The sequence below is a fragment of the Bacteroides sp. 1001136B_160425_E2 genome, assembly GCF_015559655.1.
In the GTDB taxonomy this organism is placed as follows: Bacteria; Bacteroidota; Bacteroidia; order Bacteroidales; family Bacteroidaceae; genus Bacteroides; species Bacteroides luhongzhouii.
The window spans coordinates 17839-42218 of record NZ_JADMQH010000010.1 but is presented as its reverse complement, the minus strand read 5'-3'; the positions used below and the strand labels follow the sequence as shown (position 1 = coordinate 42218).

Here is a 24380-nt window from a genome sequence, read left to right as displayed (position 1 = left end):
TTTAGAAGTTAATCTTTATGTTGAATCCTATATTCCGGGAACTCGGCATCATGAAGTAGTCGATTCCCTGATAATAGTTGTTCGTAGTAGCTACTGCTTCAGGATCGAAAGGAGCTTTACAGTAGATCATCCAGAGATTCCTGCCCACAAGGGATACATTGATATCACAGACATTGCCCAGCCAGCGGCGCGGAACGGTGTAACCGATATGTGCCTCCTGCAGACGCAGGTTGGTGGCACTATAAGTATAGTAGGTAGGCAACCCGCTCTGCGACGCTACCACTTCATAGAAACTTTGCGGGTTCACGCGGCTACGGCCATTCACCCATACTCCTCCGGCATCACGCGCGGCGGCAGACGTCTCTGATACTCCATAGAGATCGAGGTAGGCCTGTGTTGCCGAATAAACGATTCCTCCCAAACGGGCTGTCAGCAAGAAACCGGCATTAATGCCTTTATAAGAAAAGCTATTATTCCAGGCAAGATTTGCTTTAGGTAGTACGCTCCCCAACTTTATGTCACCAGCATTGTCGATGGCTGTCACATTGCCGCTATCGTCAATCAGGATATTACCGTTAATGTCACGCTTCAAATCGGCATGGGTATAAAGATCGCCCAGCGTGCCGCCTTCCTTCAGGATAAATTTCGCCTTTCCGAATCCGCGGCCTTCATCAGTTTTGAGTTCCAGTTTATCGACGTTGTAAGTTTTGCCCGTTTCCGGGTGAACATAATCCTTCACCAGTTCGACGATTTCATTCTTGTTGGCCGAGAAAGTAAAGCTGCTGTCCCAACCGAAATCTCCCCAACGATGCCCATAAGACAACATAGCCTCGAAACCATAGTTGCGTACATAGCCCGTCTGTACATACAGTTTGTCATATCCCGATGATACAGGAAGCCGCGGGTCGAATGTCTGGTTGTAAGTATTGGCGTAATAGAAGGATCCGCTCAGCTTGATATCCTTGAATAAGGTTGCATCCAACCCTATTTCCCATGAATCAGTACGTTCGGGATATAGTTTGCCTATGGGATAATTCGTCTGCGATTTCCAGTCCTGCTTATTGGCATCATACGAATAGGTAGGATAAGTAAGGAAACGGGGGTAAGGATTACCTACAGAACTGAATGATCCGCGTACTTTAAGATAATCCACCCAATCGGGCAGTTCCAACATTTCAGTGATGACTGCCGAAAGTCCCACGGAAGGATAGAAGAAAGAAGCCTGCGGAGAATGTGTCAACTGGGAAGCCCAGTCGTTACGCCCTGTCACGGTGAGGTAGAGCATACTTTTCCACCCTACTTCGGCACTGGCAAAAACAGACTCGGTCGCTTCACGCCAACCCACCTGCGTAGCACGTTTCTTCGCATTGTCAAGGTCGTAGACATTGAACAGATTAGGAATACCCGTCTCGCGTATCGGGCCGGCGTAACCCAATTCCTTACTGGTCACTCCACTATAACTGGCACCAATATTGGCAACAATTGTAAAATCCTGAACACGTTTGTTTATATTCACCAATACATCGGCATAAGTCTGTGAATATTGTCCGTTGTTTACTGTATAATGCCCTTGTGAACTACCGTCAGTCAACGTGTTGCTACTGCTTGCATAAAGCTTGCCTTCATATTCACTATGAGTATTGTCGATGCGGACACGCCCTGCCACATTCAGCCAGTCAAGAATCTGGTAACTCAAACCTGCCGAAGCCATATAACGTTTCTTATTGTTGAGACGGAGATTACGGTAAGCAATCCAATAAGGATTCTGCATACGAAGGTCACCTTCGCCCTGCGGCCAGAACTGTACGCTAATCTTCCGAGCTTCATCCCAACGCTCAAAATTCTTCACGATCGAGAAATCATCCCCGCGAGGGAAAAGATAAGCAGAAACCAACGGATTGGAGTACTGCCCCTGATTGGTCATGTTGCGGTCGTTCTGAAGAATATAGCTTGCGCTTACATCCAGTTTCATCTTGTCATTCAAGAAACTGGTCGTATTGCGGAAAGTAAAATTATATCTGTTATACCTATTGTTCGGGACCATCCCTGCCGAATTGACGGCAGCCGCAGAAAAGAATGTCTGATTTTTATCCGTTCCGGTAGACAGCGTAACGGAATTTGTATATACCGCACCCGTATCAAAGAAATCATCGGGTTCATACCCTGTCTGAGCAGCCGAGTTTAACTTCGGTCCCCAGCTATAAATATTGGAATTTCCCGTTTTACCATTACTCCCCGTGCCATAACGTCCCTGGAATTCGGGCATCTTAAAAGCATTCAACCATTCGATGCCACTGGATACACCTACTTGCAGTTTACCTACCTGTCCTTTTTTTGTAGTAATCACAATCGCACCGTTTGCCGCATTACTACCGTAAAGGGCGGCTGCCGCCGCTCCGGTCAGTACGGAAATGCTTTCTATGTCTTCCGGATTAATATCAGCAATGGCTTCGGTAGCTCCCTTCGAGCCAAATTCCGTATCACCTCCACCACCGAAATTATACATCGGAATACCGTCAATCACGTACAAGGCATTACTGCTCTGTTCAATGGACTTCGTACCACGCATCACCACTCTACTTGCCCCGCCGACACCGGAAGAACTTGTATTAATAGTAACGCCCGCCACTTTACCATTCAGGCTGTTCACAAAATTAGCATCCTTAATCTGGGTCAGTTCGTCGGACTTGACTTGTTGCACGTTGTAGCTCAATGCTTTCTGCTCACGTTTGATGCCAAGTGCAGTCACAACGACCTCACTCAACAGTTTCGTATCCGAAGCCAGCTGCACGCTATATGTATTCTGCCCGGTCACTTTTACCGTCTGTGGAGTATAACCTACGTAACTGATACTCAACACGCTTCCTACCGGAGCTTCGAGTGTGAAACGACCGTCCATGTCTGTGATAGATCCGGCACTCGTTCCTTCTACATGTACATTGACACCGATTAGCGGCTCTCCGTTATCATCCAGCACACGTCCGGTGATACGTTTGGCAGAAGCTGCTTCCACTTCCTGTTTTTCCTGTGGAACAATGATTACGTATTTCCCTTTCAACTGATAGGTATATCCCGTATTTCTAAGGATTTCTTTGAGAGAACTCTCCAACGTGGCTTTTTCCAACGCCAAATTGATGGAGGGTTTGTTTTTCAACTGCGACTCGTTGTAGCCAACGGACAGTTTCGTTTGTTTTTCCACTTCTTTCAATGCCTCGATGACCGATATGTTTTTCTTATGGATCGTAATCCGGGCATTGCTACTTTGAGCAAAAGTAGGGGTAGAAAGGAGCAGACAGCACAAAAAAAGCATAAATACTCGACTGATTGCCTGCTTATTGGCTATTAATTCATAAATTTGCTGCATCTTCTTAGTATTAGTTTATACAGATAAAGTTAGATTCTCGAATTTAGTAGCGTCTGATTAACGCTAATAGTAAGAATTTCGATTTCACATCCGGGGGAAGGTTGCAGCTTCTCCCGGATATTTTTTCCGCATAGGCTCAATGTATTTTTAAGGTTAATATTAGTATGATATACAGGTTCTATTTCGTCCCCTGATGTCGGAGCCTGCTTTTTCCGGCACTGGAAATATAGCACTTGTCTCCCACAATCTGATAGTCCAGATTCCCTGCTACACGAACAACAATATCCATTATTTCTTCTATGGAAGCATTTTGCCCGAAAGTAAGATTGAAACGGTCTTCTTTCATACTACGGAAACTATACACAAATGTGTAGGGGTATTTACGTTCAAGGCGGGTGAATATTTCCTCCAGCGTCATACTGCGAAGAACGAGTTCACCATGCTGCCAGGCTGTGACATCCTGCATATCAGGACAAAGTACATTTCCAGAACGGGTGCGCTTATTATAAGCCAACTGCTCGTTCGGCCTCAATATTTCCTGATTTTTCTGTCCGTTATACTCTACCAGCACCTTCCCGGAAATCAATGTTGCTGTCACTTCTTCTTCGTCCGGATAAGCTGTCACGTTAAACTCTGTCCCTAATGCGGTCACCTGAAAATCAGAAGACTTTACTATAAAAGGATGTTCTTCATCACGCTTCACTTTGAAAGCGGCTTCTCCCACTAAATAAACGGAACGTGTATCACCCGTAAATTCTTTGGGATAAAGTAAAGTGCTTTGAGAATTTATTAATACCTGTGTACCGTCCGGCAAAGTGAGATTACGCATTTCAGCAGTAGGAATATATGCTTGCAACAGATCCGGTGCCTGACGGTTCTGCAATGCCAAATAAATCGAAACGGAAGATACGGCTATCAATAAAGCCGCTGCTATCTGCCAGACTGCCAGACGAACATGTAGATAATGAATCCGCCGTCTTACTCCGATCCCAGTTAGCTCGTACATCCGTTCCAAAGAGCCACGATAACCGGGAGTTGTGGCAGCTTCGGTTGCCTCCCAAAGTTTATTGAGTTCGCAGTCTTTTTCGTCGGCACGCTCCTCATCAGTCAACCATGTGCGAAAATCCTGATTGACTTCTTCCGGATAGTCATGCTTAATATAACGGTCGATTACGTCGCGAATATAATTCTTCATAAAGTGATATTTATTATTGTATTTAGAAACACTTACATAGATATCACTATTCAGAAAAAGAAACTACGGGAAGAAGCGGAACAGAATAACAAACATTAACACTTTACGAAGCTCAGTCAATGTTTTATAGATGTGATCTTCTACCGTGCGTAAGGGGATTTGCAATTTATCTGCTATTTCTTTATGAGAAAGTCCTTCAAAACGACTCATTTCAAAAACCTGTCTACGACGATCAGGCAGCTGGCTGAGTGTCATCTTGATAAGCATTAATACTTCTTTATAGTACAGATTCTCTAACAGGGAAGAATCTTCGTCACAAAGCTCACCCAACAACTGTGCTTTCAAAACTTTATCTTCATATTCCTGCTCTACCTTCTGATGCTTGAAAAGATTGAATATTTCATTCCGGGTCACGGTATAGAGATAACCGGTCATGGTTTCCTGTTCTCGCCAAAGTTCAGGGCGTGTCCATAACTTAAGAAATATATTCTGGGCAATGTCTTCCGCATCTTCCTCCGATTTGGTCAATAACCTTGCAAAGTTCTTGACTCTTGGGAAGTTGGCGGCATAAAACTGCTCAAAACAGACATCTATATTGTCGTTCTTTCCGTTCATTTGTTAAACCTTTCCCAATGAAAGTTGGGCAAATATAGGCAAAATAAAAAGATAGCAAAGAATATAAACAAAAAAACATCCCGCCTTTTAAACTAAAACAAGTCTAAAAAGCGGGAATATATTATTGTTTAGAAGAATTCCAGCTGTTATTCTTCATCCATCAAAATCTCCAGAATCTGACAAGCAGCCTTCGCCACCGGAGTACCCGGACCAAAAATAGCAGCTACACCTGCCTTATACAGGAAGTCATAATCCTGTGCAGGAATAACACCACCGGCAATCACTACAATGTCTTCACGTCCCAGTTTCTTCAGTTCTTCAATAATCTGCGGAACCAATGTCTTATGTCCGGCAGCCAGTGAAGAAACACCTACTACATGAACGTCGTTTTCCACCGCTTCACGGGCAGCTTCTGCCGGAGTCTGGAACAATGGTCCCATATCCACATCGAAACCGCAGTCTGCATAACCTGTTGCTACCACCTTGGCACCACGGTCGTGACCGTCTTGTCCCATCTTTGCAACCATGATACGAGGTTGACGTCCCTCTTTTTTCGCAAACTTCTCTGCCAGTTCACAAGCACGCTTGAAGTCGCTATCGTTTTTACTTTCTGATGAATACACGCCTGATATCGTTCTAATTATTGCTTTATAACGTCCTACAATCTGTTCGCACGCATAAGAAATCTCGCCCAAAGTAGCACGAACACGAGCTGCTTCAACTGCCAGTTCAAGCAAGTTACCCTTGCCAGTCTTCACACATTCAGTGATAGCCGCCAATGCTTTGTCCACTTCTGCCTGATTACGTCCTTCTTTCAAACGTTTCAGGTTTTCAATCTGTTCAAGACGAACTGCCGTATTATCAATTTCAAGGATATCAATCGGAGCTTCTTTCTCCAAACGATACTTGTTCACACCCACAATGGTCTGCTGACCGCTGTCGATACGAGCCTGTGTACGTGCAGCAGCTTCTTCGATACGCATTTTAGGAATACCTGTTTCGATAGCTTTCGCCATACCGCCCAGTTTTTCAACTTCCTGGATCAAATCCCATGCCTTGTGAATCAATTCATTAGTCAGAGATTCTACATAATAAGAACCACCCCATGGGTCAACGTTCTTACAGATGTAAGTTTCTTCCTGAATATAAATCTGCGTGTTACGTGCGATACGTGCAGAGAAATCCGTCGGAAGAGCGATAGCCTCATCCAATGCATTAGTATGCAAAGATTGGGTATGCCCCAAAGCTGCAGCCATAGCCTCAATACAGGTACGTCCTACGTTGTTGAACGGATCTTGCTCCGTCAATGACCATCCGGAAGTCTGTGAGTGAGTACGCAATGCCAGTGATTTCGGGTTCTTCGGATTAAATTGTTTCACAATCTTTGCCCACAACATACGTGCGGCACGCATCTTGGCAATTTCCATAAAGTGATTGGTTCCGATTGCCCAGAAGAAAGAAAGACGCGGAGCAAATGCATCAATATCGATGCCTGCCGCTGTTCCGGCACGGAGATATTCCAAACCGTCAGCCAATGTATAAGCCAACTCGATATCTGCGGTAGCACCTGCTTCCTGCATGTGATAACCGGAGATAGAGATAGAGTTAAACTTAGGCATCTTCTGTGAAGTATATTCGAAGATATCAGAGATAATCTTCATAGAGAATGCAGGTGGATAAATATAGGTGTTACGCACCATGAATTCTTTTAAAATGTCGTTCTGGATAGTACCTGCCATTTCTTCGAGTTTAGCGCCCTGTTCCAAACCGGCATTGATATAGAATGCCATAATCGGAAGTACAGCACCATTCATCGTCATGGATACAGACATCTTATTCAAAGGAATACCATCGAACAAAACTTTCATGTTTTCCAATGAACAGATAGACACACCTGCTTTACCTACGTCCCCCACTACACGTTCGTGGTCGGGGTCATAACCGCGGTGAGTAGCCAAGTCAAACGCTACTGACAAACCTTTCTGACCGGAAGCCAGATTACGGCGATAGAAAGCATTGGATTCTTCGGCAGTAGAAAATCCGGCATACTGACGGATAGTCCAGGGGCGAAGGGTGTACATTACTGAATACGGACCACGCAGATAAGGAGGAAGTCCGGCAGCATAGCCGAGGTGTTCCATTCCTTCGAGGTCTTCTTTTGTATAAACAGGCTTCACTTCAATGTGTTCCGGTGTTTTCCAATCGGCGGAGATACCGTTAGCCTTTTGCCATTCAGCACCGTTAACCGGCTGAAATGCGGCATATATATCGATGTTTTTAAAATCTTTTCTCATCTTACTTCAATAGTTTAGCGTTAAACTCTTTCAAGGTATCCAATACGTTGACACGAACATGGATGAAGTTTTCGATACCTGCGGCTTTCAAGTCATCCATACAAGCCGGAGCACCGGCAACGATAAACATAGCGCGACCATTCAAGGCTTTGAAAGCAGGAACTGCATATTCAGCATATTCATCATCGCTGGAACAGATTACAACAATATCAGCTTTCGCAGCCATAGCTGCCTCTACTCCTGCCTCTACTGTTTCAAATCCAAGATTATCGACAACTTCATAACCGGCACAAGCCAGGAAGTTGCAGGAATATTGTGCACGTGCCTGACGCATCGCCAAATTACCGATTGTCAGCATGAACGCCTTCGGACGTTTACCTGATGCTTCCGTTTCAAGACGCAACGCTTCAAACTCACTGGCTGCACGATCGAATACCAATGTATCCACATCTTTCTCACAAGTATGAGAGTCACCGCCACAGCAGCATTTTCCTTCCACTGGTTTCTTGTCACCGGCTTTTTCGTTGAAGTTCGGGAATTGGTTAGTACCCAACAGAATTTCACGACGCTGCGCCACTGCTTTATGACGGGCTTTATTGCTTTCGTTTACTGCAGCCTGAACTGTACCAGCTTTTAATGCGGTATAGAAACCGCCTGCTTCTTCTGTAGCAAGGAAGATTTCCCACGCTTGTTTAGCAATAGATACAGTCAGATTCTCAATATAATAAGAACCGGCAGACGGGTCAATTACTTTATCGAAATGAGATTCTTCTTTCAGCAATAGTTGTTGATTGCGAGCCAGACGTTCTGATAATTCATCCGGAGTCCCATAAGCCTTATCAAACGGAACGACTGTCATTGAATCTACCCCACCCAAAGCAGCGCTCATTGCTTCAGTCTGTGTACGAAGCAAATTCACATGTGCGTCAAACAAAGTAAGATTAAAAGTAGAAGTTTCGGCATGAACCGCCATTTTTGCTGCACAACGACATTCACCGTTAGCTCCCTTATTGCTGCAATCACGCAGACATTCAGGTTTATAAGAAGCTACGATATTTGCCCACAACAGACGTGCGGCGCGGAACTTAGCAATTTCAAGGAAGTAATTGGAGCTGATACCGAAGTTGAATTTTATCTTTTTAGCTACTACGGCAGCGGGAATACCGGCATCAGTCAACTGATTCATGTATTCATTACCCCAAGCCAATGCATAACCCAACTCTTGAGAGATATAAGCTCCGGCATTGTTTAATGAGATTGCATTTACATTCAATACACGATAAAAAGGAAGTGGCTGGATAGCTTCGATCAATGCTTTCGCTGTCTGCACCATATCCCCTTTTTCCTTACCGCGAGTCAGCATCTTATTGAAGAAATCATAATTGATAGAGCCTTTCAGCTTCTTTACATCATAGTCTTTCTTCTGGAAATAAGCCACCAGTAAGTTAGCCAACTCCACAACATGCCCCTGGCAAGTTGAGAAATTTAATTCAACGCACTCTGCCTGAATATCATTCAACAGCGTTTCAATATATTCCGCATTGAGCTCTTTTGCTTTTACATGGAAAGATAGTGAATCAACACCCTTATTTAAGATGTCCAATGCTTTTGCATTAGCCTCTTTGGGGCATTCTACCCTGATTTCCTGGCGAACCAACCACTCATTGTTGTCTTTTTTAGTACCTCTCAGATAAGGGAACTCTCCGGGAAGCGCATCAGTAGTTTTTAAACCCTCCAGATCTTCCATCCGGTAGAAAGGTTTCACTTTAAACCCTTCGTTTGTTTTCCAAACGAGCTTCTTCTCAAAATCAGCACCTTTCAAGTCGGCTGTAACCTTCTCCATCCATTGTTCGGTGGAGACAGGAGAAAAGTCTGAGAAGAGTTTTTCTTTTTTGTCTGCCATAGTTTATCTAAAATTAAAACAAGATTAATATTGTCTTTATTTTTATCTATCTCTTTCTAATTGTCTGTTGTTCGACATGCAAATATAACCAATAAGTTAAAACAAAACTTCTTTTTATAGAAAATTCGCACACCTCTCACTCTCGCATAGAATCTGTATAGAAATTCTTCATTCTTTATTTTTTTTAGTTCTTCATTTATTTGATTTGCTCCAATGTTATGAGTAATTTTGCACCCGTTTTTAGAAAAACATTATAAAAACTGCTATATTATGGATTGGTTACAAAGTTTATTGTGGGACCCCAGTTCCGTAGCTCACATCGTGCTCCTCTACGCATTTGTAGTGGCAGCCGGAGTGTATCTGGGTAAGATAAAGATATTCGGAGTATCTTTGGGCGTCACATTTGTTTTGTTTGCCGGCATCCTAATGGGACATTTCGGCTTCACAGCCGATACACACATCCTACATTTCATCCGTGAATTCGGATTGATCTTGTTCGTATTCTGTATCGGTCTTCAGGTGGGGCCATCTTTCTTCTCTTCTTTCAAAAAAGGAGGAATGACATTGAACCTGTTGGCTGTAGGCATCGTAGTGTTAAATATTGCTGTTGCGCTGGGGCTTTACTACCTCTGGAACGGCCGGGTAGAACTGCCGATGATGGTAGGTATCCTCTATGGAGCTGTCACAAACACTCCGGGACTTGGTGCCGCCAATGAAGCATTGAACCAGCTTAATTACACAGGTCCACAAATCGCACTGGGATATGCGTGCGCTTATCCGCTTGGCGTGGTAGGTATTATCGGTTCAATCATCGCTATCCGTTACATCTTCCGTGTCAATATGACTAAAGAAGAAGAAAGTCTGAAAGCCCAAAATGGAGATGCACATCACAAACCTCACATGATGAGTCTGGAAGTACGCAATGAATCAATCAGCGGAAAAACTTTGATTGAAATCAAAGAGTTTTTAGGCCGTCAGTTCGTTTGTTCACGCATTCGTCATGAAGGCCATGTAAGCGTTCCCAACCATGAAACCATATTCAATATGGGGGATCAATTGTTCATTGTATGCTCGGAAGAAGACGCCCCTGCAATTACCGTATTTATCGGTAAAGAAGTGGAACTCGACTGGGAGAAACAAGACCTTCCCATGGTTTCCCGCCGTATTCTGGTGACTAAACCGGAAATCAACGGAAAGACTTTAGGATCTATGCATTTTCGCAGTATGTATGGAGTGAACGTTACCCGCATCAACCGTTCCGGTATGGACTTGTTTGCCGATCCAAATCTGGTACTTCAGGTAGGTGACCGTGTGATGGTGGTAGGTCAGCAAGATGCAGTTGAACGTGTGGCAGGTGTGTTGGGTAATCAGTTAAAACGTCTGGACACACCGAACATTGTGACTATTTTTGTTGGTATCTTCTTAGGAATTCTTCTGGGCAGCCTTCCTATAGCATTCCCCGGTATGCCGACTCCTTTGAAATTAGGTTTGGCAGGCGGACCGCTGGTAGTAGCTATCCTTATCGGACGTTTCGGTCATAAGCTCCATTTAGTGACTTATACAACCATGAGCGCCAACCTGATGCTTCGAGAAATCGGTATCGTACTCTTCCTTGCCAGTGTCGGTATAGATGCCGGAGCCAATTTTGTGCAAACGGTAGTCGAAGGTGACGGATTATTATACGTAGGTTGTGGTTTCCTTATCACCGTTATCCCGTTGCTTATAATCGGTGCTATCGCAAGATTATATTATAAGGTAAACTACTTCACCCTGATGGGATTGATAGCCGGTAGTAATACCGACCCGCCCGCATTGGCTTATGCCAATCAAACAACATCCGGAGATGCTCCGGCAGTAGGGTATTCTACAGTTTACCCATTATCCATGTTCCTCCGTATTCTGACGGGACAGATGATATTATTAACGATGATGTAAATCATGTTTAACTTATAAATAATAAAGCCGGTATATTCCATTGAAGGATATAACCGGCTTCATTTATTTTTCTTATAAACTTCTTCTACACCTATTATATAAGTTGCAGCTTCTTCACCACAAATTCTTCTATAAACCGTACAGTCTCTTCAACTCCCAAAGAAGAAGAATCAACACATAAGTGATAAGTAGCAGCTGCTCCCCACGTTTTATAACTATAATAATTATAATACTCCGAACGTCTCTTATCCGCTTTCTCTATCATTTCTTCTGCAGCTTCCACATCAATATGATGCATGGCACATAATCGAGCAATACGATCTTCCATAGAGGCCGAAATAAAAATATTCGCACAACGGGGATGTTCACGCAGGATATAGTCCGCACAGCGTCCGACAAAGACACAAGACTTTTCTGCCGCCAGATGACGAATCACATCACTTTGCACCTTAAACAAGGCATCATTGCTCAAACAGTTATTACACGGCATAGCCCCCTCACTGATAAAAGGGAAACGCATACCGAACAATCCGCCAATAATACCTTGCGAAGCTTTCTCATCCGCTTTCTCAAAAAACTCTTTGCACAATCCGCTTTCTTCAGAAGCCAGATTAATCAATTCTTTATCGTAGAAGTCAATCCCCAAACGGGCTGCCAACTTCTCTCCTATTTCTTTTCCGCCGCTACCTAGTTGCCGACCGATGTTGATAACATAATTACCGCTCATAGTACATTTTGTTTTATGGTTCTGTAGCAAACATACGACTTTTTTCTAAAAATCACATCATCAAACGAAAGTTATATTTGAAAGTAACGATGAAATACCCTTTTATTTCCTGCGTACGATACTCATAAAAGCCATCGGAAGTTGCCATGCGGTTATAACTTTTCCTCTTTCCTAAAATGTCTACCCAATGAGCAGACAGCTCTGCTTCTTTCTTTTTCAAGAATCTCCAGGTAGCACTTGCATTCCATAACATCTCATCATCTTCTCCTTTGCGGATATTCGTACCATTACGGAATGTATAAGCTCCATCCGTCCGTAACTGTATGCCCAAAGGAAGATCAACATATCCTTCCAGACGAAAATTATAATAACGTGTATACGTATTGTTGTCATTTACAGAGTTGAGCGAATACTGATAATTCCAGGAAGTAGAGAAGTCAAGACCTCCCCACATAGGCTGATAAGAAACATTCGCCTCACAATTCAATCCAGTGTCACGCGTTGTACTTTTCACCGGCTCAAGACTTCTATCTTCGTTAATCATGCTGACACGATTACTATGATTACCGTTCATATCCAACCGTAAAGAGAAATGTCCTAAACGTTTCCACCAATTAGCACTTCCATACACATTCCAGTTACCGTTTATATTGACAGGATATGTCTCACGTCCACCAGTCTGTGCATCATATATCATTACCTGCGTAACGCTATTCTGTTCCAACTGTCCTCCAAGATTCGCAGATATGCCTTTTTTAGAATGTTGAAAGCTTATACGCATACTATGAGCAAACATTTGCTTCAAATCCGGATTCCCTCGAGTAATATATAATGGATTACTATTATCTGTAAGTGGCATTAAGTCCGATAAAGAAGGTTGCCGGGTTCTACCGTCATAATTGAAAGTAATTCGTGCCTCTTTCTTTTTCCAGGCCAACCATATCATAGGCTGAAAGTCGATAGTATGCACAGTGGTATCCGCATACAGTTTCCCCATTTTCCGTTCAATGGTTCGCCTTTGCGGAGTAATCCCTAATGATGCATTCACCATCCATATATCATCAGAGTAATTGAAGCCTACATTCAGATCATGTCCATTAGTACGACTATGACTTCGATTACTCAAACTATCTACATAACCCGTTTCATAATCAGGAGGCAACTCACCAAAGACATCCGACTTCGCCAAAGAAGACAATTCATAAGTGTCGCGGTTATCGCGTTCATAATGAGTGTTCCAGTTATACGCTGCACGAATATGCATTTTCTTACCGATAGGTTGGGTGAAGTTAATCCCTACCCGCCACGAATTATTTTTCTGGGGTGACTTCAAATACTGGTTACGATAAAGCAATGAATCGTTGCCTTGCTTATCTTTAAGACGGAAATAAGTAGTTTTTGAAAGCGAAAAACTTTCATTATCCCCCCAAGAATCCGAACTTTGAATGTTCAATCCTAAAGTTGTACCTTTTTCATTCAGCCGCCTCATAATCCCCATCATCCAATTATAACGGTTCGATTGCCCTTCCGAACGCGACCGGTTTTCACTACGATTTACTTTGATATCTTGGGAAATCGATTCAAAATCATCGAACAAACTTTCATGATTGACGTTAGGAGGAGCGTCAAAAGAAGCATTCTGGCTATTGCTTTCATTCCAGTTAGGAGAAAAACTGAAACCACCGTTAAAATGTATGCGTGTACGTTTATCCACTTCCCAACTACCCATGATATTAGAATTGAACGACCTGCTTTTAGAGTTACCTTCATTAGTAGATGCAGAATATTGGTTACCAGCAGTTAAATATTGCTCCTGATACATGGAAGAAATATTTCCGTTCCGATTGAGATTATAGTTCATGCTTCCGGTCAAAGAAAACTTCTTTCCGAATTTATGAGTCATATTCATTCCCACCGAATTATTAATATTATCCTTGTAAGTGCTATTCTGATATCTGTTGGTGGAACGTCCAATGAAAGAAAGATTTTCTCCGTCTTTATTAAAATAATTCACCTGCCCTTCCAAATCCTTCTTCTGGTTATTTCCATACCCCACAGTGGCATTCGTCAACCAGGTTTTATTCAATTCATCCTTGGTCTGCAAGTCAAGTACATATTTCTTTTCTCCTGAACTAATTCCGGTAAATTCTTCTTCTTTTGATTTTTTATCGTACACTTTCAACTTACTAATCAAATCTGCCGGCAGATTTTCAAGTGCAGTCTTTTTATCTCCGGAGAAAAAGGCTTCGCCATTTACATTGATTTCACTGATAGGTTGACCATTATATGTCAGCGATTGATCTTTCTTATTATACACCAATCCAGGAACACGCTTCACCAAATCCTCCAAATAAGCTCCATCGGGAGTTTTATAAGCAGCAGCATTAATAACGGTAGTATCCCCCTCCATCATTACTTCTTGCAACTTCCCGGTCACTACCACTTCACCAATCTGAATATCATCATCCTTCAATGTAACCGTACCGACATTCACTGATGCCGAATCCCCCAATACACGATATACGGATTGCATTCCCATAAAAGAAACTTTCAACAAATATTGTTTTTTCTTCTGTGACTGGTAATCAAGAGTAAAACGACCATTTTTATCGCTTGTTATTCCTTTTATGAAAGTAGAGTCATTCTTTTGCAAAACAACAATACTAGCCGAAGGTAAAGGCTGTCGTTTATTACTCTCAGGCTCCAACGTCTGCACTCTGCCTTTGACAGTTCTTGTTTGTTGAGCATATAATACAGTATGTATGCAAAGTAACAGCAAAAGTAGTCCACATAGTCTACAAGTTTTCATGTCAATAGCAGTATAAGTCTGTTTTTTAATTGAGTCAGAATTGTGGAGGTAAATTTAAGGAGTTTTCCTGAAAGTATATCACTTTATTCATTTTATTAAAACTTATTACATTCCAATCACACAAGGTCACAGTATAATCTAAAAAAAAGACTTTCCCATCAATCAAAAAACATACTCTTTTTAAAAGGACATTTTTTGATTGAATGAGAAAGTCCTCATCAATAAAAATGATAGATTATAGAGTTAAATCTATCACTTAAAATTCTCCGTAAAGAAAACTCCTGCCGGAAAACTATTCTTATTTTTAATGTCAGCCTGTAAAGCTGGTGTTTTAGTAAAATCAAATATGGCAATATCATTTATTTTGTACTCTGAAAATCCCTTTAAAGTCGCAAAATAAACCTCTCCACTTACCGGATCAACACCTAAGCTATTGTAATATGTTCCGGCATCTTCTACATAATCTTTGATATTAGCAACTTTTTCCGTCTCATTTTGAGAGAAAATATGTCGATATAGATTAAAGCCTGCATTACTGAAATAAACAATATCATCTTTCGCAGAAAAAGCAGGAGCAACACCCCAACCGGCGCCAATACTAACATCTAAAGCATGAGACTCAACCGTATAATCAAGAGGATTAACTTTATTAATACTTGCCGGATTTGTACATGATACCCATAAGTTTTCATCATATGCCTTCGCGATACCAGACAAGGCACTTTCAAAAGGAATAGTATGTATAACTGTTCCATTCTGAATAACAAAAAGCTTCTTACTGCCCATCACAAAAACTTTTTCTCCAACCACAGCCATACGATTTTTCAAGGCTCCGCCAGTACCCTCGACAAAAGTCAAAGCATCTGTAGAAGTATTTAGCATATAGACACCTTTATTATCACGAATATAAAGAGCCTCTTTTATTACCGCTAAATTAGTAGGCCAAGACAAAGTAGCATTATCATAAATTCTTTCTTTCTCTAAATTATCCGCATTAGCAATAGTCAGTAATCCCTCACCACCATTCTTTGCTCCATTTTGAGAAAGTACATAAATTTTATTATCACTAATGAACAAATCCTGGCAGACATTACCGAGTAAAGTTTGATTTACCCGATAGTATGCACTATCCATCGCTGTTCCTTTTGAATCTACAAAGGTCAAAGTTCCGGTTTCATTACTCATATTTCCTTCATTCAAAATAAAAGTTCCTTTTCCAAACCGACCTTCTACCTTGGCAGTTATATTCGTTTGAAGAGTTTCTCCATTGCCATCCGACACAGTCAACCCTATAACATACTCTCCAGTCTTAGGTTGTGAAAACTTATATGTTGAAGCGGTTGAGACTTCTTTCCCATCTACTGTCCATAAATACTCCATCGTTCCGGACAGATTTTCAGCCCGGGCATCCAGATACAATGTATCTAATTGCGCTATCACATTATTTCCCGACTTATTTCCGATTAACACAGACGAGTTCAAATTTTCTTCATCATCACACGCCGTAAAAACAAATCCCAAAGCAACAGTTGCCAATACTAAAAACTTTCTCATTCTTACTTTTATTTTCAATTATTTCTTAGCTTATTTGCGAGTATCAATATCAACTCCTAAAACATGTAAATCCTCAACCCCTGATATTTCAGTGGAACATTCACCCAGCCAACCGTTTTCCTGATTGACACCAGTATATATCTTTATGAAATCGACTCCTGGCAGGTGTACTTTTTGACCTTTCGAATTTACTGCCCAATCTATATCAATAGCAGATTCATCCTTACTATTCAATTCATTATCAGCATAACCATAGCGAAATTTATACAAAACAAAATAACTTCCTTGTCCACTCTCATCAACAGCATTTTGAGGCAAACAAGTTCCCTTAAATGTTACTTTATCTTCCTTTATCCATTCCGGGTAATAGCATTGATTATGAAATGTATTCTTCACTTTATATCCAGATTTTCCCTGGTTATCTTCCCAGCGAATATACATTTCTCTTTCTTCCGCAGTTGTCGGTTCTTTTTCCGGCCGATAGTAAGTAATTTCATAATTTCGATAAGTCTTCACATCATTCCCGGCAGCGACAGCCTTATCATACCATAATTCTAATGTAGCGTCTTCATGAGCACTACCAGCAATTTCATACCATTCATCATCATCCGGTCTCCCATTCTGATTTTTATCATAAGCCACCATGATAACTCCCGGTTCACAACTTCCTCCTTCTGGCGCGCCAGAGTCTGGATTAGCCGCAGAATAAAAAGCATTGCCAAGTACCCGGAAATCACGTTTCCCGGTAACATTGGTTATCGTATGGTCAAAACCTACTACAACATATCCTCCGAATCCCCCTAACGAAATCATCCCTTTTTTATTATTGCCAATGGCTGCCAATACTTTTTCATTCATAGCCTCCTGTGTATCACCCTCTTTATATACTGGCAATGTATTAGTAAATTGTCCGACAGCCGGAACAAAATCAAAAACTTTAGTAACATAAGCAGTCGCTCCTTCAGGAGCTGGTTCTATGTTTTCAAAAGTTACTGTAACCGTAAAGGGATAATCAAAACGACTCTCTCCCTGTGACACACGTAATGTCAATTCGTATTCTCCCACCTCTTCAAACATATACTCCAAGCTTTTCGTCTGAGCAATTTCAGTACCATCCAACAACCACACATAAGAGATTCCTTCGTCTGATTCACTTTCAACCTGCACTTTTAGTAGTTGATCTATCACAACCGCAAAACCACCCTCCGGTTGTGATACACGAATATCCTCCTTCTTTAGTTGATAAGCCGCCGGAGTATTTTCTTCATCACTACACCCTGTAAATGCAGTTCCCCAAAATAAAGAAACTGCAATGACTAATGTTAGTCTTAAAATCTTTTTGTCCATTTTTATTAAATATCAGTTAGTTATTGAAATGTTTTCGTTGTAAAAGCAAAATGAGCCGGTATATCGCCTGCCCTGACTTTCCATCTTTTCTTTCCTTCAGGACTAAAACAATAGAGATAACCAGGCACGACATAACTTTTTGCATCTGTTACAAATATTTCTTTCGTCTCCGGGTTCACAGTCACCCCATACGGAATTGCTATTTCCGCCTCTGTTCCATCGGTTATAAAATTGCGAGAGACCATTTTATTTTGTTTCACGTCATAGAGAGCATAAGTAATTGTATTACTTTCTGTAACGTAACTCCATTCTACACTAGTCATATAAATAGAGTCCCCACTCAAACACATTTCACTCGCGGCAATACCCAAGCTTCCCGTCACACGATCCGTTTGAGTATCTATAACAAAGACATCTGATCCGGTTCCATAATAATCCCCTCGCGAGCTAACATATATACGTCCATAACGATCCAACTTCATATGGTGAAGATTAATAGCTACATCAATTGTTTTAATAACCTGAAAAGTCTTCAAATCAATAACCGATACAGTCCGGTCATAATCAGGGAAACGATATCCGCCAGAATTGGCAACATAAAGTTTTCCATCCTTTATCACCATCTCTTCCGGTTGATAACCGACTACCACTTCACGGGTGATAGCTAAATTTGTCGTATCCACTTCAACCACTTTTCCCGGACGTGCATTGGGATCTATCCCAACAGGTCCCGCATACGAACTGACATACGCCTTTCCATTACTAAAAGTGATATAACGGCAATTAACCACATCTATTTGCCCCAAATGTTGTGCAGTTTCCACATCCATCACCTCTATAAAATTGGAACAATTGATTACAGCATACAACTTGTCTCCATAAATTTGCAAATCATTTCCAACATCTCCCAGTTCCTTCACTACAGATGGATTCCGTTCAGCATAAATATTACGATGATACTTACCGGTAGTACTGTCATAAAAATCAAGTGTACACTTATTACTACCCATATTTCCTTCATTGAGAAGATACATTCCTTTAATATGAACACCCCCTAAAGGATCCTTACCGACTTCTATCTCATCAGACGGTAAAACCGGAAGCTCCCCCCGACAAGCCAGCAAACAGCAACTTGCTAATATTCCAAACAAGACGCGCGAAAGAATATTATTCACAATCATATAGTTAAGTTTAAAATGAATTTAAAGTTAGTTCCTGGCATCGGATAAGACCTCACCACTTCATATTGTTGATTAAAAATATTATTGACTTCCAAAGTCAACTTAAAATCATTCTTTTTCCAATTGAATTTCTTCGCTATAGACAAGTCACTTGTATACCAAGGAAGACGATAATTATCCGGAGTATTAGCCGAAACATCATAACGCTCACCTGTATATATAAAACTATAGTTCAGTTCCCATGATTTGTATTCAGCATTTAGTATAGCCGAGCCACTATGCCAAGGTATATACGATATTTGTCCTCCATATGTATCCTCATCCAACTTATCAGTAAAATCCTGTGCTTTCTGATAAGTATATGATAAGCGGCTGTCAAAGGTCCAATTATCACCTAATTTCCAGGCTCCTTGTAAAACAACATCCACTCCTTTAATTTCAACAAGCCCCAAATTAATCATTGTCCAACGAAAGAAATTATTGGTAGGAGTAGCTATTATTTTATTTTCCACTTCATTATAATATGCATCCAACTGAACATTCAAGGCTTGCAACCATGTTCCGGTAAATAACTTCTGATAAGTGAATCCAATATTATACTGATTTGTATATTCTGGTTTTAATTTTATATTTCCTATGAATGTATAATACAAATCATTTAAAGTCGGCATACGAAATATCCGCTTATAAAAGGCACGCAAATTAAAATCAATATTCTTGAAAGGTTTATAGGAAGCGATGGCGGTAGGAGTAAATTCCATTTTATTCCCAGCTGAAGTAGTATCCGAAGCAACGTTCTCATGCACGAAAGTTCCCAAGACACTGGCCTGAAACTTAAAACGATCAAAATGTAAAGAGGTAGCCGCCGCCACCAACGTCGTATTTCGCCGTGGATAAGGGAAATCAGTCAGATTGGCATTCAACTTATTCCACTGGTAGTCCACTGAAAGATTTATATCCCAAAAAGGAAGAATAGTGACTCTATTAGCCATTGACAAGTAAACCTCCTGTTGACGATATGTATTATTTACATACATAGTGGCCTCCTCTTTTCTGGGATCTGCCAAATAGTGTAAATAATCATATGCATATTTGGTATTCAACAACAGACTATATGCTTCACCAAAATCTTTCTTGAAAGAAGACTGAAGAAAGAAATTGGTATCCCATTGGCGATCTTCATGTGAAAAACGATTCCGCACAACAGCACCGGGATACCCACGTTCTGAATTATAAAAATAAGCTTTTGTGCGCCAGTAACCGCCTTTTATTTTACCATATAAACCACCTTCCGTGCGTAAAGCATTCACATCGCCATTACGGCGGACTGCCGTAGTATCGTACCCCCCAGCTACCGCATAAGTAAATTTATACTTTCCGGTGGTATACATATATTCAGTACTAAGTGACGCACTTACATTCTCACTTAGTTTCTGTTCCCAAAGTAGAGATGGATTGACAACGCCAAAGGAGCCTGTTTTAAAAGCAGCTTTTACATGATAAGCCTTATTCGCCTGAAAAACAGGCGTTCTCGACTGAAGATAAATAGAACCGGCAGAACCGAAATCTTTCGCTGGCTGGAAAATAGCACTTTTCTGCCCATTATATAAAGTAACGGCCTCCATATTATCCAAAGAAAAGCGTCCCAAATCAATCACTCCATTCTGTGCATTCCCCAATTCAATGCCATCATAGAACACTCCGACATGATTCGTCCCCATACTTCGGATATTTACGGTCTTCAATCCTCCTATTCCACCGTAATCTTTTACTTGTACTCCCGAAAAATAGCGTATGGCATCTGCAACCGAATGTACGGCTAATTTTTCTAACTTATCACCAGATAAAGACTGCACCGGAATCACTTCCTTATTAATTTTAGCAGTAATTACTACTTCATGAAGATGGTGTAAGCTATCCAGTTTACTTTGTGCTGATAGTAATAAAAACATGCTCAAAAAGCATCCTATCCAAAATACTCTAAAATGAATCTGCCTGAACATAATCCTCCTGTTTATTAATTTAAATAATAAACTTTCATAGGGTTACAGCAAGGATGCAATTTTCTACATACTCAAACCAATATACGTACTTCTCCCCCGTATAATGGAACATTCAAAAAGGCATATTTCTCCTTTCTGAAACTTCACATCAGCAATTAAAGATGTATTTTGAATTAAAAACTGCACTCTTCAAACTCTAATCCCAGAAAGCTTCAAGAATTCAACTTTGGCAGGTCTTCTGACTTACTCCATTTTCCTAACGCCCTTCCCATCTCTCCAAAGTGAGACAGTGGATTTGAGTATTGTAGGAAAACTTTTGGCGGAGCTTACAGCAGCGGGTCTGTTCAGGATTTACACCTGATTCCCTTTTCACCATTCTTCCGTAGCATCGGACGAATGACACCAAAATTTCTGCGGCAAAGATACATCAAATAGAAACAAATCAGAAGAAAATTCTAATGAAAATAAAAACAAACTAATAATTAGTCCTATCTTTGCCACTCGAAAGCATCCACTAATCTTTTTTCTAATTAAAATCTGTATAAAAGTGAAATCTCCAATCTCAACTATCGCTTTACTATGCCTCTTCTTTTTGGCAAGCTGTATATCCCGTAATAAAACATCTCTGGAAGCATTCAGCCAGGATATATATACTCCCGAATATGCTTCCGGATTTAAAATACTGGGGGCAGATAATGCAGCCAGTACACTGATTCAAGTCTCCAATCCGTGGCAAGGAGCACAAGACGTGAAAATGTCCTATTTCATTTCGCGCAATGGAGAGCAAGCACCTGCAGGCTTTAATGGTCCCGTCATTCCTGCCGGAGCCAGAAATATCGTATGTATGTCTTCTTCCTATATCGCCATGCTTGATGCACTGGGAGAACTCAAACGTATTGTCGGAGTATCCGGCATCAATTACGTGTCTAATCCCTACATTCTCGCCCACAAAGATTCAATCAAAGATATGGGAGCGGAAATGAATTACGAGTTGTTGCTGGGATTAAAGCCGGACGTCGTACTATTATATGGTATTGGTGATGCTCAAACAGCTGTTACAGATAAACTGAAAGAATTAGCCATACCTTATATATATATGGGAGAATATCTGGAAGAATCTCCACTCGGAAAAGCCGAGTGGATGGTTGTTCTTTCCGAATTGATTGACAACCGGAAGAAAGGGATTGAAGTGTTCCGGGAAATTCCGAAACGCTACCATGCTTTAAAAGCTCTTACCGACTCCATCAGCCAACACCCTACCGTCATGTTCAACACTCCGTGGAACGACAGTTGGGTAATGCCTTCCACCCAAAGCTACATGGCACAGTTGGTTGCAGACGCTGGTGCAGATTATATCTATAAGGAAAATAATTCCAACAGTTCAACTCCTATCGGCTTGGAAACAGCCTACGGACTGATACAAAAGGCAGATTATTGGATCAATGTAGGTTCGGTCACCACATTAGACGAATTAAAAGCTGTGAATCCTAAATTTGCAGATGCTAAAGCCGTCCGGGAAAAGACAGTCTACAACAATAACTTGCGACTGACATCAACAGGAGGCAATGACTATTGGGAATCGGCAGTTGTTCGTCCTGATGTGGTGTTACGTGATCTGATTCATATTTTCCATCCGGAACTCGTTTACGATTCACCTTATTATTACAGACACCTGAAATGAAACCATCCCGCAGACGTACCGCTCTATTATTCACCGCATTAGGAATAGTTGCCATCCTGTTACTATTAATAGATATAGCAACAGGAGATACTTTCATCCCTATATCAAAGATAGGAGCCGTACTCACCGGCGGCGAATGTGATGAAACCACCCGCAATATCGTTCTCTCCATCCGCTTTATCCGCGTCATAGTAGCGGCATTAATAGGTATAGCTCTTTCGGTAAGCGGTCTGCAAATGCAGACAGTCTTCCAGAATCCTTTGGCAGATCCTTACTTGTTGGGAGTGAGTTCCGGGGCGGGTCTTGGAGTGGCATTGTTTATACTAGGCGCCCCGCTTCTCGGTTGGACAGATTTTCCCTTTCTGCAATCAGTCGGTATTGTAGGTTCGGGGTGGATAGGGACTTCCGTCATCCTGTTGGGAGTAGCCATCATCAGTCGAAAAGTAAAGAATATATTAGGTGTACTGATTATGGGAGTCATGATAGGTTACGTAGCGGGAGCTATCATCCAGATATTACAATACCTAAGTTCTGCAGAACAACTGAAAATGTTCACACTCTGGTCTTTGGGGTCACTTAGTCACATCACGACAGGGCAATTAACGATTATAACACCAGTAATATGCATAGGATTGCTGCTATCCATCGCCTGTATCAAATCACTGAATCTGTTGTTGCTTGGTGAAAATTATGCACGCACCATGGGAATGAATGTCAAGCGTTCAAGAACGCTTATTTTTATATCTACAGCGTTACTGACAGGAACGGTCACAGCCTTTTGCGGTCCGGTAGGATTCATCGGGCTGGCTATCCCACATATCACACGGATCCTGTTTGACAACGCCGATCACCGGATATTGATGCCGGGTACGATGCTGACAGGGTTGATCGGGATGCTGATTTGTGACATCATAGCCAAGAAGTTTCTGTTGCCGGTGAATTGTATCACTGCGCTATTGGGTGTCCCGGTTATTTTATGGGTAATAGGTAAAAACTTGCGTATATTCAAATGATTCAACTAAAAGATCTGACATTAGGATACGAACAACGTATATTGCTGGAGAAAGTTTCCACCCATATCACGGGTGGACAGCTCGTCGCACTGCTCGGACGGAATGGTACAGGAAAAAGCACGCTTCTCCGTGCCATCATGGGACTGGAAACACCTAAAGCCGGAGAAATCATCCTGCATGGGAAAAACATCGCTTCACTGAAACCGGAGAAATTAGCCCGAAAGATTAGTTTTGTAACAACTGACAAAGTACGAATCGCCAACCTGCGTTGCAAAGATGTAGTCGCATTGGGACGTGCTCCTTATACCAACTGGATCGGACAGTTACAAGCGGAAGATGAGAAAAAAGTGGTTACTGCCATGCATCTGGTAGGAATGTCCGATTATGCAGAAAAGACAATGGATAAGATGTCCGACGGAGAGTGCCAACGAATCATGATAGCACGTGCACTTGCACAAGACACACCTATCATTCTACTTGATGAGCCTACTGCTTTTCTGGATTTACCTAATCGCTACGAACTCTGCCTACTACTGAAAAAGCTCGCGCAAACGGAAGGAAAGTGTATCCTGTTCTCCACACACGACCTAGATATTGCCCTGTCTCTCTGCGACACGATCATGCTGATTGACAACCCACAATTGTATAGTCTCCCCACAAATGAGATGATAACGAGCGGACATATAGAAAGACTGTTCCGGAACGAATCTGTGACATTTGATGCACAAGCTATGAAGATAATCATCAAATAAATCCCAA

The 24380-nt window shown here is 41.6% G+C and carries 15 protein-coding genes and 1 riboswitch; of the genes, 4 read left to right on the top strand and 11 right to left on the bottom strand.

The window, feature by feature from the left end:
* Nucleotide 1: 1 nt before the first annotated feature.
* The 5 genes from I2I04_RS11455 to mutA all read right to left on the bottom strand — a co-directional run bounded on the left by I2I04_RS11455 (nucleotide 2) and on the right by mutA (nucleotide 9371).
* A complete protein-coding gene (locus tag I2I04_RS11455) occupies nucleotides 2–3364 on the bottom strand; it encodes a TonB-dependent receptor (protein WP_195655062.1) in 3363 nt (1120 codons plus the stop codon).
* Between the two features lie 178 nt (nucleotides 3365–3542).
* A complete protein-coding gene (locus I2I04_RS11450; RefSeq protein WP_195655061.1) occupies nucleotides 3543–4559 on the bottom strand; it encodes a FecR family protein in 1017 nt (338 codons plus the stop codon).
* A gap of 63 nt (nucleotides 4560–4622) precedes the next feature.
* Nucleotides 4623–5174, bottom strand: a complete 552-nt coding sequence (locus I2I04_RS11445) for an RNA polymerase sigma-70 factor (RefSeq protein WP_143257842.1) — start codon at nucleotides 5172–5174, stop codon at nucleotides 4623–4625.
* Between the two features lie 146 nt (nucleotides 5175–5320).
* Nucleotides 5321–7468, bottom strand: coding sequence for a methylmalonyl-CoA mutase (scpA, locus tag I2I04_RS11440; RefSeq protein ID WP_143257841.1), 2148 nt, complete (start codon nucleotides 7466–7468; stop codon nucleotides 5321–5323).
* A gap of 1 nt (nucleotide 7469) precedes the next feature.
* Nucleotides 7470–9371 carry a methylmalonyl-CoA mutase small subunit gene (gene mutA / locus I2I04_RS11435; RefSeq protein ID WP_143257840.1) on the bottom strand — a complete coding sequence of 634 codons (1902 nt, stop codon included), beginning with the start codon at nucleotides 9369–9371 and terminating at the stop codon, nucleotides 7470–7472.
* A 270-nt stretch (nucleotides 9372–9641) separates the two neighbouring features.
* Here mutA and I2I04_RS11430 point away from each other — a divergent pair, with 270 nt between their 5' ends.
* Complete coding sequence (locus I2I04_RS11430) at nucleotides 9642–11306, top strand: putative transporter (RefSeq protein ID WP_195471085.1); 1665 nt, start codon at nucleotides 9642–9644, stop codon at nucleotides 11304–11306.
* Between the two features lie 94 nt (nucleotides 11307–11400).
* Here the strand turns inward: I2I04_RS11430 and I2I04_RS11425 are convergent, their stop codons facing one another.
* The 6 genes from I2I04_RS11425 to I2I04_RS11400 all read right to left on the bottom strand — a co-directional run bounded on the left by I2I04_RS11425 (nucleotide 11401) and on the right by I2I04_RS11400 (nucleotide 20927).
* Nucleotides 11401–12033 carry an AAA family ATPase gene (locus tag I2I04_RS11425; protein ID WP_195471087.1) on the bottom strand — a complete coding sequence of 211 codons (633 nt, stop codon included), beginning with the start codon at nucleotides 12031–12033 and terminating at the stop codon, nucleotides 11401–11403.
* Nucleotides 12034–12085: 52 nt separating this feature from the next.
* Complete coding sequence (locus tag I2I04_RS11420) at nucleotides 12086–14842, bottom strand: outer membrane beta-barrel protein (RefSeq protein WP_195471089.1); 2757 nt, start codon at nucleotides 14840–14842, stop codon at nucleotides 12086–12088.
* Between the two features lie 252 nt (nucleotides 14843–15094).
* The gene (locus I2I04_RS11415; protein WP_195471092.1) at nucleotides 15095–16396 is read right to left on the bottom strand and encodes a DUF5074 domain-containing protein; all 1302 of its coding nucleotides are present in this window, start codon (nucleotides 16394–16396) and stop codon (nucleotides 15095–15097) included.
* Between the two features lie 30 nt (nucleotides 16397–16426).
* On the bottom strand, nucleotides 16427–17743 hold the full coding sequence (locus I2I04_RS11410) for a PKD-like domain-containing protein (RefSeq protein WP_195655060.1): 1317 nt from the start codon (nucleotides 17741–17743) through the stop codon (nucleotides 16427–16429).
* Nucleotides 17744–17763: 20 nt separating this feature from the next.
* The gene (locus I2I04_RS11405; RefSeq protein WP_195471095.1) at nucleotides 17764–18924 is read right to left on the bottom strand and encodes a DUF5074 domain-containing protein; all 1161 of its coding nucleotides are present in this window, start codon (nucleotides 18922–18924) and stop codon (nucleotides 17764–17766) included.
* Complete coding sequence (locus I2I04_RS11400; protein WP_195655059.1) at nucleotides 18921–20927, bottom strand: TonB-dependent receptor; 2007 nt, start codon at nucleotides 20925–20927, stop codon at nucleotides 18921–18923. The genes I2I04_RS11405 and I2I04_RS11400 overlap by 4 nt, the downstream gene beginning before the upstream one ends.
* A gap of 210 nt (nucleotides 20928–21137) precedes the next feature.
* A riboswitch (cobalamin riboswitch) is annotated at nucleotides 21138–21349 on the bottom strand.
* A 125-nt stretch (nucleotides 21350–21474) separates the two neighbouring features.
* Between I2I04_RS11400 and I2I04_RS11395 the strand changes: the two genes are divergently transcribed.
* Genes I2I04_RS11395 through I2I04_RS11385 form a run of 3 tightly spaced genes read left to right on the top strand, consistent with a single transcriptional unit; the run spans nucleotide 21475 to nucleotide 24373 of the window.
* A complete protein-coding gene (locus I2I04_RS11395) occupies nucleotides 21475–22608 on the top strand; it encodes an ABC transporter substrate-binding protein (protein WP_195471097.1) in 1134 nt (377 codons plus the stop codon).
* Nucleotides 22605–23621 (top strand): FecCD family ABC transporter permease, encoded by a 1017-nt coding sequence (locus I2I04_RS11390; protein WP_195471099.1) that lies wholly within the window; start codon nucleotides 22605–22607, stop codon nucleotides 23619–23621. The genes I2I04_RS11395 and I2I04_RS11390 overlap by 4 nt, the downstream gene beginning before the upstream one ends.
* Complete coding sequence (locus tag I2I04_RS11385) at nucleotides 23618–24373, top strand: ABC transporter ATP-binding protein (protein ID WP_195471101.1); 756 nt, start codon at nucleotides 23618–23620, stop codon at nucleotides 24371–24373. Before I2I04_RS11390 ends, I2I04_RS11385 begins: the two co-directional genes overlap by 4 nt.
* The last annotated feature ends 7 nt before the right edge of the window (nucleotides 24374–24380 follow it).

Coding starts and splice junctions, on each gene's coding strand:
- I2I04_RS11405 (WP_195471095.1), bottom strand. CDS start 18,924: ATGATTGTGAATAATATTCTTTCGCGCGTCTTGTTTGGAATATTAGCA.
- I2I04_RS11400 (WP_195655059.1), bottom strand. CDS start 20,927: ATGTTCAGGCAGATTCATTTTAGAGTATTTTGGATAGGATGCTTTTTG.
- I2I04_RS11430 (WP_195471085.1), top strand. CDS start 9,642: ATGGATTGGTTACAAAGTTTATTGTGGGACCCCAGTTCCGTAGCTCAC.
- I2I04_RS11445 (WP_143257842.1), bottom strand. CDS start 5,174: ATGAACGGAAAGAACGACAATATAGATGTCTGTTTTGAGCAGTTTTAT.
- I2I04_RS11450 (WP_195655061.1), bottom strand. CDS start 4,559: ATGAAGAATTATATTCGCGACGTAATCGACCGTTATATTAAGCATGAC.
- I2I04_RS11410 (WP_195655060.1), bottom strand. CDS start 17,743: ATGGACAAAAAGATTTTAAGACTAACATTAGTCATTGCAGTTTCTTTA.
- I2I04_RS11425 (WP_195471087.1), bottom strand. CDS start 12,033: ATGAGCGGTAATTATGTTATCAACATCGGTCGGCAACTAGGTAGCGGC.
- I2I04_RS11455 (WP_195655062.1), bottom strand. CDS start 3,364: ATGCAGCAAATTTATGAATTAATAGCCAATAAGCAGGCAATCAGTCGA.
- mutA (WP_143257840.1), bottom strand. CDS start 9,371: ATGGCAGACAAAAAAGAAAAACTCTTCTCAGACTTTTCTCCTGTCTCC.
- I2I04_RS11385 (WP_195471101.1), top strand. CDS start 23,618: ATGATTCAACTAAAAGATCTGACATTAGGATACGAACAACGTATATTG.
- scpA (WP_143257841.1), bottom strand. CDS start 7,468: ATGAGAAAAGATTTTAAAAACATCGATATATATGCCGCATTTCAGCCG.
- I2I04_RS11415 (WP_195471092.1), bottom strand. CDS start 16,396: ATGAGAAAGTTTTTAGTATTGGCAACTGTTGCTTTGGGATTTGTTTTT.
- I2I04_RS11420 (WP_195471089.1), bottom strand. CDS start 14,842: ATGAAAACTTGTAGACTATGTGGACTACTTTTGCTGTTACTTTGCATA.
- I2I04_RS11390 (WP_195471099.1), top strand. CDS start 22,605: ATGAAACCATCCCGCAGACGTACCGCTCTATTATTCACCGCATTAGGA.